At 42.2% G+C, this 12680-nt stretch carries 9 protein-coding genes and 2 rRNA genes; 5 read left to right on the top strand and 6 right to left on the bottom strand.

The window, feature by feature from the left end:
- The first annotated feature begins 163 nt into the window (after positions 1-163).
- The 5 genes from mdtD to E0H79_RS11400 all read left to right on the top strand — a co-directional run bounded on the left by mdtD (position 164) and on the right by E0H79_RS11400 (position 5406).
- A complete protein-coding gene (gene mdtD / locus E0H79_RS11420; RefSeq protein WP_131261669.1) occupies positions 164-1555 on the top strand; it encodes a multidrug transporter subunit MdtD in 1392 nt (463 codons plus the stop codon).
- Positions 1556-1688: 133 nt separating this feature from the next.
- Positions 1689-2426 carry a GH25 family lysozyme gene (locus E0H79_RS11415; RefSeq protein ID WP_368779695.1) on the top strand — a complete coding sequence of 246 codons (738 nt, stop codon included), beginning with the start codon at positions 1689-1691 and terminating at the stop codon, positions 2424-2426.
- A gap of 34 nt (positions 2427-2460) precedes the next feature.
- The gene (locus E0H79_RS11410) at positions 2461-3471 is read left to right on the top strand and encodes an MBL fold metallo-hydrolase (protein WP_131261668.1); all 1011 of its coding nucleotides are present in this window, start codon (positions 2461-2463) and stop codon (positions 3469-3471) included.
- Between the two features lie 45 nt (positions 3472-3516).
- A complete protein-coding gene (gene dinB / locus E0H79_RS11405) occupies positions 3517-4572 on the top strand; it encodes a DNA polymerase IV (RefSeq protein ID WP_096902254.1) in 1056 nt (351 codons plus the stop codon).
- A 462-nt stretch (positions 4573-5034) separates the two neighbouring features.
- Positions 5035-5406: a RidA family protein gene (locus tag E0H79_RS11400; protein ID WP_104852890.1), complete on the top strand. Its 372-nt coding sequence runs from the start codon at positions 5035-5037 to the stop codon at positions 5404-5406.
- A 97-nt stretch (positions 5407-5503) separates the two neighbouring features.
- On the opposite strand, the gene E0H79_RS11395 is transcribed toward E0H79_RS11400, so the two are convergent.
- The 6 genes from E0H79_RS11395 to E0H79_RS11370 form a co-directional block, all read right to left on the bottom strand.
- Positions 5504-6046 (bottom strand): DUF2726 domain-containing protein, encoded by a 543-nt coding sequence (locus E0H79_RS11395; RefSeq protein WP_131261667.1) that lies wholly within the window; start codon positions 6044-6046, stop codon positions 5504-5506.
- Between the two features lie 344 nt (positions 6047-6390).
- Positions 6391-8763, bottom strand: coding sequence for a YgiQ family radical SAM protein (locus tag E0H79_RS11390; protein ID WP_131261666.1), 2373 nt, complete (start codon positions 8761-8763; stop codon positions 6391-6393).
- 194 nt (positions 8764-8957) lie between these two features.
- Complete coding sequence (locus E0H79_RS11385) at positions 8958-10166, bottom strand: MFS transporter (RefSeq protein ID WP_131261665.1); 1209 nt, start codon at positions 10164-10166, stop codon at positions 8958-8960.
- Between the two features lie 423 nt (positions 10167-10589).
- The gene (locus E0H79_RS11380) at positions 10590-11939 is read right to left on the bottom strand and encodes an MFS transporter (RefSeq protein WP_131261664.1); all 1350 of its coding nucleotides are present in this window, start codon (positions 11937-11939) and stop codon (positions 10590-10592) included.
- A 284-nt stretch (positions 11940-12223) separates the two neighbouring features.
- A 5S ribosomal RNA gene (rrf, locus tag E0H79_RS11375) occupies positions 12224-12338 on the bottom strand.
- 199 nt (positions 12339-12537) lie between these two features.
- Positions 12538-12680: ribosomal RNA gene (locus E0H79_RS11370) — 23S ribosomal RNA — on the bottom strand; the annotation flags it as partial.

Raw genomic sequence — 12680 nt, 5'->3', positions numbered from 1 at the left:
AAATGCACCCAACTTACAAACTCAAAGTGAATAATCGGTGACAAATAGATGACAATTTCATGGCATTTACTTGAATTTTCAAACACTTTTCATACTTTTGCAGATGCAGTCCGCTAGATTGCAAAATGGTTTAAACTAGACCAAATGTCCATTTTGCCGAGTTATGAACCAAACACCGACCCATCAAGCCCTGCATCCTGAATACCGTCTTTTGGTATTTCTGGTTTCAATTGGCTTTTTTATGCAGGCGCTCGACACCACCATTGTGAATACAGCAATCCCTGCAATGGCGAATAGCCTGCAGGAAGACCCGCTGCGGATGCACAGTGTTGTGGTGGCGTATGTGCTCTCGGTGGCAGCGTGTATTCCATTAAGTGGATGGTTGGCAGATCGTTTTGGAGTACGCAACACCTATTTTGCAGCGATTATCATTTTTACCCTTGCCTCTTTGGGTTGTGCTGCAGCAGCGAGTCTGAATGAATTACTGTTTTATCGGGTGATTCAAGGTATTGGTGGCGCATTGCTCTTGCCTGTCGGGCGCTTGGCGATGTTAAAAATCATTCCACGTACCCAGTTTTTATCTGCCATGAGCCTGATGAGTCTGGCAGGGTTGATTGGCCCCTTAATTGGCCCAACTCTGGGTGGCTGGTTGGTCGAAGTCGCCACGTGGCACTGGATTTTCCTGATCAACATTCCTATGGGCATCTTGGGCTGTTGGATTTGTATTAAAGCCATGCCGAATGTGACTGAAACTGAAGTTAAAAACTTTGATTTTCTCGGGTTTATCCTATTAGTTGTGGCGATGGCGGGCTTATCTTTAGGCATCGAAAATTTTGCCAACCCACAACATAATCTGCTTTGGAATTTAGCGTTAATCTTGGCTGGCGGTATTGCCGCAGCATGCTATGCCCGCCATGCCCATACTCATCAAAATGCCTTATTTCGCAGCGATTTATTTAAAAATCCCTTATATGCCATTGGTATTTTAGGTAACTTTTTTGCCCGCTTCGGGGGCAATGCCATGCCTTTTATCATGCCAATCATGCTACAGGTGGCTTTTGGTTTTGAACCGTTTCTCACGGGTTTGATGATGATTCCGACTGTGCTCGGTTCTTTGGTATCTAAACCAATTATTCGGCCTTTAATTCAACGTTTTGGCTATCGGCAGTTTTTACTGACCAATACGTTATTGGTCGGGGCGTGTATTGCTAGTTTTGCGCTGACCACTGCTGAAACTGCGACTTGGTTACGTGCCTTGCATTTTTTTATATTTGGGGTTCTGAATTCATTGCAGTTTGTGGGTATGAATACCTTTACGCTCAAAGATTTACCTCAACAAGATGCCAGCAGCGGCAATAGTTTTTTATCAATGATTATGATGCTGTCGATGAGTATTGGCGTGGCATTGGCAGGTACTTTGGTGAATATGTTTAGTGCCTATTACGGCGCAGAACAGTTAGTCAGTGCCTTTCATGCCACTTTAATTTGTTTGGGTGTATTAAATATTTTGGCATTTTTAGTGTTTTGGAGTATCCCCAAACACACGGCTGTTTAAAACGCCATTACCGAAAGCGCATGGTGCTACACCGCACTGCGCGTTATGATATGACATTGCCCCGCGAAGCTTTTCCAACATGCGCAAACCACCAAATCGAGCTAAACACTCAGCTTTTACACCGCACTATCGTATGACCATTGCGATGCTTGGCAGTGCTGTTTTGGCGGTTTTATTGTATTTGGGTGTGTTGCGCCAACAACCTGCGGCAACCGAAGAATATCCGATTCAAGGATTTGACGTGTCACATCATCAAGGCGATGTTCAGTGGCATAAAATTTCCCCACAAAAATATGCCTTTGTCTATTTAAAAGCCACCGAAGGGGGCGATTTTAAAGACCGTAAATTTCAGGATAACTGGCTCAAAGCCCGTGAACATGGCTTTTTGGTCGGCGCCTATCATTTTTATCGCTTATGCCGTGATGGAGCAATTCAGGCAGAAAACTTTATTGCGACTGTTCCAAAAAAATCCGACAGTTTGCCACCTGTAATTGACTTGGAGTATGACAGCAACTGCATCAATACCTATACCAAAGAACAGTTACTGCGCGAAATTCAAATCATGCATGATGCGCTATATCAACATTATGAAAAACAACCGATTTTTTATGTATCTAAAGCCTTTTACAATATGGTATTAACTGAAAGCTTTAAGCAAACACCACTTTGGGTCAGAGAATATCAGGGTAAACCACAACTGGCAGGTCAGCCAAAATGGTTATTTTGGCAACATACCAATCAGGGTCAAATAAAAGGTATTCACACCCCAGTCGACCTAAATGTTTTTTATGGCAATACCAAACAATGGCAGCATTTTTTAACAGACAACGCAATTCAACCCACAAGACTTGAACCGAACCAGAAAAAATAACAAGATAGCTGCATCACAATAAAAAAGTACCGTCATGAAAATTATGAAAGGGCTGCTTTGGGCTGCTCTTACGCTCAGCATTTGTGCAGGATTCGCACTGCTTTACCTATTACAACCCGCAGGCAAACTAGAACAATTTTCCGCATGGCAATATTCAACAAAAACCGCAAATGCCAACTTAAAAGTACATTATTTTGGCGTATCTACCCTATTGTTTGATGATGGTGAAAACCAAATTCTGATTGATGGATTTTTTAGTCGCCCCTCTCTTGCACAAGTCATGTGGAACAAGTTAGACAGCCAACCAGCCTTATTGCACAAGTTGATTCAACAGCATCAATTACAACGCACACGTGCGATTTTGATCACCCATTCGCATTATGATCACACGCTAGATTTGCCATTTTTGGCGCAGCAACTCAAACACAGTCAAATCATCGGTTCAGAAAGTAGTTTGAACATTGCCCGTGGTGCCGCAATTCCTGAATCTCGATTAAGCCTTGTCAATCCTGCCCAACCAATACAGATTGGAAAGTTTAAGATTACGGCTATTCCATCACAGCATACCCCTGCCACCGCTGTGAATAATGATTTAGGTGAACAAATTCAACAACCATTGTCCTTACCTGCCCGTTTTTATGAATTTAAAGAAGGCGGCAGTTTTGATTATTACATTCAGCATCCTGAACAGAACATTTTAGTCAAAGCCAGTACAGGCGCGATTTCTAAACACTTACAACACTTGCAGGTAGATACTTTATTTTTAGGGATTGCACAGCTCTCTAAACAATCGGTTGCTTTTCAACAGCATTATTTAGATGAAACTGTGGAAACGTTGCGCCCTCGTGTCGTGATTCCAATTCATTGGGATAATTTTTTCCAGCCTTTAGCGCGCCCTTTAGAGTTTTTGCCCCGCATTGCCGACCATAGCCCACGGAGTTTACAGCGTTTGATCGACTATGCAGAACAGCAATCGACACAGGTGATTTTGCTGAATAGCAACACGCCTTATCCGCTTGCTCCGATGCTACAACCGACTTCCTAAACATGCGATACTGTTGAAATCTAAACGCTTCATCTAGTTTGTGCCATGCGGAAAATCATTCATATTGATATGGATGCCTTTTATGCCTCTGTTGAGCTGCGCAGTCGTCCTGAATTGCAGCATTTACCTGTGGTGATTGCTTCGCATCATCCTCGTGCTGTGATTGCTGCGGCATCTTACCCTGCGCGTGAGTTTGGTTTACGTTCTGCCATGTCGATGGCACAAGCCCGCAAACGCTGCCCGCAGGTGGTGGTGCTCGAGCCTAATTTTGCGCTCTATCGTGAGGTTTCCGCACAAATTCATCAGATTTTTCAGCGTTATACACCACTTATTGAACCCTTGTCTTTAGATGAAGCTTATTTAGATGTCACCGAAAATTTACAAGGTATTCCAAGCGCAACTGAAGTCGCAATGCGGATTCGGGCAGATATTTTTCAAAGTACAGGTTTAACGGCCTCGGCAGGTGTCGCACCGAATAAATTTTTAGCCAAAATTGCTTCGGACTGGCATAAACCCAATGGCATTTGCGTGATTAAACCCAGTCAAGTGCAGCAGTTTATTCAGGACTTACCCTTAAAGAAAATTCCAGGCGTAGGTAAAGTCACGCAGGAAAAATTAAAAAGCTTGAATTTAAATACCTTAGGCGATTTGCAACACATTGAAGAAAACCTGTTGATTCATCATTTTGGCAAATATGGAAAACGCCTGTTTTTATTTGCCCAAGGGATTGATGAACGTCCTGTGCAGGCAGAACGTGAGCGCCAGCAAATTTCCAAAGAAATCACCTTTGATGATGACTTAAACTTAGCCGAATGTGCAGCTTACTGGTCTAGCTTGATTGATCAGGTTTGGCATAGTTTAGTGAAAAAACAATATGTTGCACGTGGCGTATCGGCCAAATTGAAACTCAAAAATTTTCAGGTCTTACAACATAGCAAAAGTTTTAAACAGCCACTTGAGAGCAAAAACGATCTTGAAAAAGTCCTGCAACTTTTGCTTCACGAAATGCATATTCCCGCACAGGATCAATTCCGTTTAATTGGGGTCGGTCTGTATCAACTCAGCTCTGCCGATGAACAAGCACAACTGTCTTTACTGTAAATATCACGACTCGTAAATATCACGGATTTTAAAGCGGTAAACTTCCCGCTCTACATAAAACATACCTAGCCAATACTTGCCGATGAATACTAAAGCTATTTTTGTATAAATTTCAGCCAAAAGAATAAAAATAAGACAATTTACCCTTCACAGTTGTGCTTTTTAGAGTAATCTATGCGCGCGATGTATTTATCCGTACATACGCTGAGATGTCAAAAATCACCATTACTTTTGGCATACTTGTCCTGTGATTGGCGTGACGATCAAATCCGAAGATTACAGGACAACTCTGCGCTTGGCACTTCGCCGCTTTGATACACCGTCTCTCTTTTCCTCGTATTTTCCATTCAACTACTTTTTATTTTAAGTAGACTGCTGCCTGCATATTTTCCACGTGCTTGCCTGCCTCTATAATACCTCACGCTTTTTATACCCAATCGCTTGGCGCGAGGATCACACCCAATGGCTGTTCAACGTCTACATATCCAAAAACGTTATTCTGAAATTGCAATTTCGGGAAATTTAGTCCATTTGGCAGGGCAACTGGCAGAAGACACACAACAAGATATTGAGGGGCAAACCCAACAAACACTTGCCCTGATTGATCGTTTATTGGCAGATGCGGGTACAGATAAAAGCCACATCATGTCGGTAATGATTTTTCTAAAAGACATTGAGCGCGATTATGCCGCAATGAATCAAGTTTGGGATGCTTGGGTGGCAGATATACAAACTTTACCGCGTACCTGCGTAGAAGCCAAGTTATATCATCCTGACGTTTTAGTTGAGATGACTGTGGTTGCAGTCAAACCTGAAGAGCAACCCAACGTATAACAGATGTGATTGGATCAGGAACATACCCAAAAAAATCAGCATGTCATGGCGACATGCTGATTCATGTTGTCTATCTAGTGATTTTAGCGGCAAGCGTTTAGCCTAATACCTTCACTTTATGGCGTACAGAATGCGCTAAAAAATCATACTTCTTTAAGGCAGTATCCAAATCATCTAAATCTGCATAAGATGACGATGACTGCCCAAAAGCTTCGCGTAATTCGTGATATTCAGGCACATCTTCATAACGCAGCACTTTATAACCCGCCAAACGCAGCAATTCATCTTGGTATTGTGCATTGCGGCTACGTTTCAACATCAACAAATCATCTAAAGCCACAATTGCAACAACTTGATGATTGGCATCCAACACCACAAAATCGGCAATCATATTGCGGTATTTATGTCGAGTACGTGAAAATTTCGTGGTCAGCAAGGCATCAAAAGACACATGCGCCAAGATGATATGTTGAGGTAAAATTTCCTGCAAACGTGTATACGTCAGCTGTTCATTTAAGTTAAAAATTGCACGTTGCTTTAGTGCACTGTCCTGAGGTTTTTCTCTATTTTCCAAGCCCTTAACCGCCATCAAGAGAAAGAAAATCAGTATCAAAACCCCAATCAAAATATAAATGGTCATTATTCAATCCTTAAAATCATTTTTATAGTTGTTTCGGCTTCATGCCGATTTTTTCATCAAATCAGTATATAACACGCTTTTATATTTAAACGTTCCATTTAAGAAACTACATGAAACATTGACAAAACCATCATAGAAACAGAAATTTTGTTTCACAAGCCCGCCTTTTGTCTAAGTGCTGTAGCATCTAAGCGTGTTTTTATCATTAGATACGAATACTGTATAGCATGCAAAAAAATAACAAAGCAATGCTTAACAGATTCGATTGTCGGACAATTCCGATGAAATGAAAAGCAAACAAAAAAGGCGCTGCAGCGCCTTTTGATGGATCTTAACTTCAAGTACTAAGCTTTCGATTTTGGCTTAGATTTTTTGTGTGAAAATGGACGTTTTTCACCTGTTTCACGTGGCGGCAAACCTGTGTGCTGAGTCAATATCTGCCCTTTCTTCGGACGATTACTGTTCTGAGCACGATTACCACTTTGCCCCGTACGTTTTTGTGAATCACCCGCGACAGTCGAGTTTTTCTTACGTGCCGTTTGATACTGTCCATCTGTGCCTTGCGGCTGATAGGTTGGAATCAGGTGCTGTTTAGAGTTTCCGATTAAATCTGCACGTCCCATTTCTTTTAAGGCTTCACGCAACAACGGCCAGTTGTTTGGATCATGGTAACGTAAGAAAGCTTTATGCAAACGACGACGTTTTTCGCCTTTGACAATATCCACATTTTCGGTATAACGCGCCACTTTGGCCAGTGGGTTTTTACCCGTGTAATACATGGTCGAAGCGGTTGCCATTGGCGATGGATAGAAGGTCTGCACCTGATCGGCACGGAAACCATTCTTTTTCAGCCACAACGCCAAATTCATCATGTCGTAATCGGTCGTTCCTGGGTGCGCAGCAATAAAATACGGAATTAAATATTGCTCTTTGCCCGCCTCTTTACTGAAACGATCAAACATTTGTTTAAATCGGTCATAGGTACCAATACCAGGTTTCATCATCTTAGATAATGGACCTTTTTCGGTATGCTCTGGTGCAATTTTTAAATAACCGCCCACATGATGCGTCACCAATTCACGTACATATTCAGGGTTCAACACAGCCAAGTCATACCGCAAACCTGAACCAATCAGAATTTTTTTGATGCCTTTCAGTTCACGCGCTTTACGATATAACTGTGTTAAAGGCGCATGATCGGTATGTAAGTTTTGACATACGCCCGGGAATACACAGGAAGGTTTACGACAATTCTTTTCAATTTCAGGATCTTTACAATGCAAACGGTACATATTTGCAGTCGGGCCACCTAAGTCTGAAATAATACCGGTAAAGCCAGGTGCAGTATCCCGAATTTTTTCCACTTCACGCAAAATGGATTCTTCAGAACGGTTTTGGATAATTCGGCCTTCGTGTTCGGTAATCGAACAGAAAGTACAGCCACCAAAACAACCACGCATGATATTGACCGAAAACTTGATCATATCAAAAGCAGGGAAACGTGCATTGCCATAAGATGGATGCGGCAAACGTGCATACGGTAAATCGAATACATAGTCCATTTCTTCCGTAGTCAACGGAATAGGCGGTGCATTCAACCACACATCACGTTCACCATGCTTTTGCACCAAAGCACGCGCATTGCCCGGGTTAGTTTCTAAATGCAAAATACGGTTAGCATGCGCATACAGCACAGGATCGTTCACCACTTCCTCAAAAGAAGGCAAACGAATCACTGCCAATTCACGTGGGGGTAATTTGTGTTTAATTGCTTTTGAAGCAGGGTGCAATTGCACAATCTGGGTATCCGCATCTAGCTGATCACCTTCACGCACAATTGGATTGCTGACCACATCTTTCTGGAAATTTTGATATTGCGCGAGGTTGTTGCCCTTGTCTTTTTCAATCTCACAACCGTCTAAATCTTCGGTCATCACATAAGGGTTGATGATTGGATCAACACGGCCCACGCTGTCTACATCATTAGATGCAATTTCAACAAATTTGGCTTTAGACGCGCGGTTATGTTTATTAATAATAAATGCTGTACCACGTACATCTGTAATTTCGTGGATTTTTTCGCCTTTGGCCAAACGGTGCATCACTTCAATAATCGAACGCTCACCATTGCCGTACATCAATAAGTCGGCTTTAGAATCCATTAAAATTGAGCGACGAACTTTGTCAGACCAATAGTCATAATGTGCAATACGACGCAACGAGCCTTCAATCCCGCCAAGTAAAACAGGCACATCTGGAAAGGCTTCACGACAACGCTGACAATATACCGTAGCCGCACGGTCAGGACGTTTATTCGGCTGATTGTCTGGTGAATAAGCATCATCAGAACGGATTTTACGGTCTGCAGTATAGCGGTTGATCATCGAGTCCATATTGCCCGCGGTAACACCCCAAGCAATGGTCGGCTTCCCTAGTACCCGAAAAGATTCCACATTGGTCCAGTCTGGTTGGGCGATGATCCCGACACGAAAGCCCTGCGCCTCAAGCACACGACCAATCACGCCCGATACAAAAGAGGGATGATCAATATAAGCATCACCACAAACCAAAATAAAATCGCAGGCATCCCAACCAAGCTGATCCATTTCTTCGCGTGACATCGGCAAAAATGGCGCAGGCTCAAAACATGACGCCCAATATTTGTCGTAATCAAACAACGCTTTGGGTGCGGTCTGAGCAGTATAAGCAGTAGACATGGCTTGCAATTCTCGGCTGGGAAGTGGAAGATCAAAAGTCGATCAAAGATGAAAGCCGACTATTTTAGCATGAATTCCATTCATCTTGCTTGATTAAAAAACACACAAAATCAGCAAACTATTTTTATATCCTAAGTTGGTATCTGAATAAGAAAAGCATAAAGGGATAAGCCTAAAGCAATAATCCTGAATGCTTATCGCAGCGCTGTTGGTTTAATCTTTAAACGCCACGCACCATAAAGCGCCACACCCAAGACTGCAGTCATCACCCATGTCAGACCAGACCAGCCCCATTGTTCCCAAATCAGACCGCTACCACTACCGAGCAAACTCGAACCCATGTAGTAACTAAATAAATATAATGATGATCCCACTGCACGATACTGCAGGGCTTGAATCGACACCCAACTACTGGCAGTAGAATGTGCGGCAAAAAAAGCAAAGGTAAATAGCACCAATGCAGCCAATACGACGGCTAAATGTGCAATCGACATCAACCATAATGCGATCAACATTAGGACAATCACCATAGGCAACACACGTTCACGTCCAATACGATTGCCCCAGCTTGCCGCACGCGGTGAACTATAAATACCCGCCAAATAGGCAATTGAAATCACCCCAATCCAAACTTGGGAAAGCTCAAATGGTTTAGCTAGTAAATAATAGCTGATGTAATTGAAAACACTGACGAAACAGCCCATCAGCAAAAAGCCCTGTAAAAACAGGATTCTTAATTTACGGTCTGCCAAATTGGCAACAAAAGCATCTCTAAACCGCGAGAAGCGAATCGGATACGCTGTAAAATTTTTCGATGCAGGAAGTAACATATAAAAGGTGATTGCAATTAGTAAATTCAAACCACCAATAATTAGGGTTGCCGCTTGCCAAGATATAAAATCGACCAAGACCCCAGCAATTAAACGTCCACCCATGCCACCAATGGCCGTACCCGAAATATACAGCCCCATAGCAAAACCAATATCTTGCTGTCGAATTTCTTCACCAATATAGGTCATGGCGACCGCAGCTACACCACTCACAGCAATGCCAATAAAAATTCGTGTGGTTAAAAAGAATGACCAGATTGGAAGTAAGGCACTCAGAATTAATAAAATGGCAGCTAAAAATAAAGCCAAAACCATAATAGGTTTACGCCCAAAACGATCTGAAATAAAACCTGTGAAAAGCAAACCTATCGCCAAAGCCACAGTAGAAAATGACAGCGGGAAACTACTTTGGGTTGGTGTAACCGTAAAAAAATCGGCCAAAATTGGCATCATCGGTTGCACACAGTACAAGGTCGAAAAAGAAGCGAAACCCGCTAGAAACAACGAAAAAAGAATGGCTTTAAACGGCTTAGTACCATACTGAACATGAGATGCTGCAGCTAAATCAGACATATTTACTCCAATCACGCAATCAGTATACGCCTGTTTATGGACAAAAATAAGCTCGGTATTTTATCGTTTGCTCAAAAACAGCGTCAGTATCATTCATCACTTTGTCAGTTTTTGCTTACATGCACTGAAGCAAAATGAGGCTAGGCAGTATTTTGAGCTTACGGTATTCTTTAAAGCATAAGGAGACAGGATGTTTCCCAAACAGAAAACAACAATAATAGGTTTGAGCACCAGGATCGTGAGGTACGACAGGAGTTATACCTAAACACGAAATACAAAGAAACCCCGTCAGGATGATGGGGTTTCTTTTTATCTGTGTCTTGAGTATATAACTTTATCTATCATCACTTTCTATTTACACACCCCATAATCAAAAAGTCCCCAAACAAGGTTGAGGACTTTTGAACTTAGCACATTACAAGTTTAAGCTTTGGCAGCAACTGCTTTGCCTGCTTTAATTTGCTCAGCTTCATCTTCACTCATAATCAAGGCAACCGCAATTGCAGTGATCAACACTGGCAAACCTACTGCCATAAAGTTGAAGTGTGCAGGTAAATTCATACCCAATAAGCCGCCAATTAAAATTGGACCCACAATCGCACCCATACGACCAATGGCAGATGACCAGCCAATACCTGTTGAGCGTACCGCAAGTGGGTAATATTGTGCCACATAGCTATACAACAACATTTGTGAACCAATAGATGCTGCACCCGCCAAGAATACTAAGATGTAAAGCAAGAATTGATTAGATTGGAAGCCCATGAGGCTCATCACCAATGCACCCATGATTCCCAAGAACATCAATACAGGTTTTAAGTGGAAACGGTCTGCTAAAATACCACCACCCACGATACCAACGACTGCACCTACGTTCATCACCATCATGAACATTAAGCTGTTGTCCATAGAATAGCCTGCCGCCATCATCAGTTTTGGCAACCAGCTGCTGAGTGCATACATGGTTAATAGACAAGTAAAGAACGCTAACCAGAACAATAAAGTATTCACTGCACGACCGCGTTTGAACAAGCTCACCACGTTAGCAGCTTCAGGCACACCAACCTGATACAATTCAAAAGTGGTGTCTTCGGTAATTTTTAAATCTGGTGCTAAACGCGCTACGATTGGACGGGCTTGATCTTGCTTATTTTCTTTGACAATAAAGGTTAAAGATTCTGGCAAGAATTTCCAAATCACAGGCAATAAAAACAATGGGATACCCGCAATAAAGAACATGATTTCCCAGCCAAAACTTGGGGTAAACCATGAGCCAAGTAAGGCTGCCATTACACCACCTATAGCATAACCACTAAACATAGTAGTCACTAAGGTGCTACGCATGGTTTTAGGTGCATATTCAGAAGTTAAGGCCACAAGGTTTGGCATTACACCACCAATGCCTAAACCCGCTAAGAAACGTAAAATTGCAAACTCAGTTGGATTAGAAGCAAAGCCACCTGCAAAGGTTAAACCACTAAACAGAACGATACAGATCATGATGACTTTCTTACGACCAATTTTATCGGCCAAAGAACCAAAAATCATCGCACCAAACATCATACCTGCCAATGCAGTACTCGCGAGCATCCCCGCCTGAACAGCACTCAAGCCCCACTCATCCATCAATAAGGGTAAAACGACCCCATTAATTGCCAAGTCATAGCCATCAAATAAAATGATCAGTAGACACCATGCCACGACATTGAAATGAAATGGTTTGAATTTTGCGTGATCGATGACATCATTCACGTTAATTGCTTGATGTGCCATTCCTCACCTCCTGTGAGTTTGTGTTTCAGTAAGCTTGAATAGCAATTTTTACAGTGAAGACTTTCATTTTTATCAGTCATCCATGTCCACTTTTGCCATTCAAGTAGATTGTGTAACTTTCACACAAAACACAAAAAATAAAAATTCAACATTAGTCTAAAACATTTTATTAATTATGGGTTTATTGTTATTTTAAACACAATAAAATGTGATTATTCTTCTTAATATTTTCTTTTCCACATAAAAAAACACCCCCAACGCTAGTTGAGGGTGTTCGAATAATGAGCTGGCGATGACTTACTCTCACATGGGTAACCCCACACTACCATCAGCGCGAAGAGGTTTCACTTCTGAGTTCGGGAAGGGATCAGGTGGTTCACTCTTGCTATGGTCGCCAGCACAACTGTTATGGACTTGTTCGGGTCTTAGTTACTCTGCTTTCGCATGTAATGCCTTACTTTGTTCCAAATGAGTTATTAACAGGTTGGCTATTGGGTCTGAATTTTATTGTTTAGCGTTAACTAAATCAAGATCAGTCTGAATTGACTGATTGGATTTGAATCGATTGAGCATACAATCCCAACTGTTTGGGTGTTGTATAGTCAAGCCTCACGAGCAATTAGTATTGGTCAGCTTCACATATCGCTATGCTTCCACATCCAACCTATCAACGTCGTAGTCTTCAACGGCTCTTTAGGAGGCATAAAGCCTCGGGGAAATCTTATCTTGAGGTAGGCTTCC

Source organism: Acinetobacter sp. ANC 5045 (genome assembly GCF_004331005.1).
GTDB classification, from domain to species: Bacteria; Pseudomonadota; Gammaproteobacteria; order Pseudomonadales; family Moraxellaceae; genus Acinetobacter; species Acinetobacter towneri.
The sequence above is the reverse complement of the archived record's forward strand: the minus strand, read 5'-3'. Positions and strand labels throughout refer to the sequence as shown.

What these genes read in the sequence shown, in the direction of transcription:
- mdtD (WP_131261669.1), top strand. Translation starts at nt 164, where the DNA reads ATGAACCAAACACCGACCCATCAAGCCCTGCATCCTGAATACCGTCTT.
- E0H79_RS11415 (WP_368779695.1), top strand. Translation starts at nt 1,689, where the DNA reads ATGACCATTGCGATGCTTGGCAGTGCTGTTTTGGCGGTTTTATTGTAT.
- E0H79_RS11410 (WP_131261668.1), top strand. Translation starts at nt 2,461, where the DNA reads ATGAAAATTATGAAAGGGCTGCTTTGGGCTGCTCTTACGCTCAGCATT.
- dinB (WP_096902254.1), top strand. Translation starts at nt 3,517, where the DNA reads ATGCGGAAAATCATTCATATTGATATGGATGCCTTTTATGCCTCTGTT.
- E0H79_RS11400 (WP_104852890.1), top strand. Translation starts at nt 5,035, where the DNA reads ATGGCTGTTCAACGTCTACATATCCAAAAACGTTATTCTGAAATTGCA.
- E0H79_RS11395 (WP_131261667.1), bottom strand. Translation starts at nt 6,046, where the DNA reads ATGACCATTTATATTTTGATTGGGGTTTTGATACTGATTTTCTTTCTC.
- E0H79_RS11390 (WP_131261666.1), bottom strand. Translation starts at nt 8,763, where the DNA reads ATGTCTACTGCTTATACTGCTCAGACCGCACCCAAAGCGTTGTTTGAT.
- E0H79_RS11385 (WP_131261665.1), bottom strand. Translation starts at nt 10,166, where the DNA reads ATGTCTGATTTAGCTGCAGCATCTCATGTTCAGTATGGTACTAAGCCG.
- E0H79_RS11380 (WP_131261664.1), bottom strand. Translation starts at nt 11,939, where the DNA reads ATGGCACATCAAGCAATTAACGTGAATGATGTCATCGATCACGCAAAA.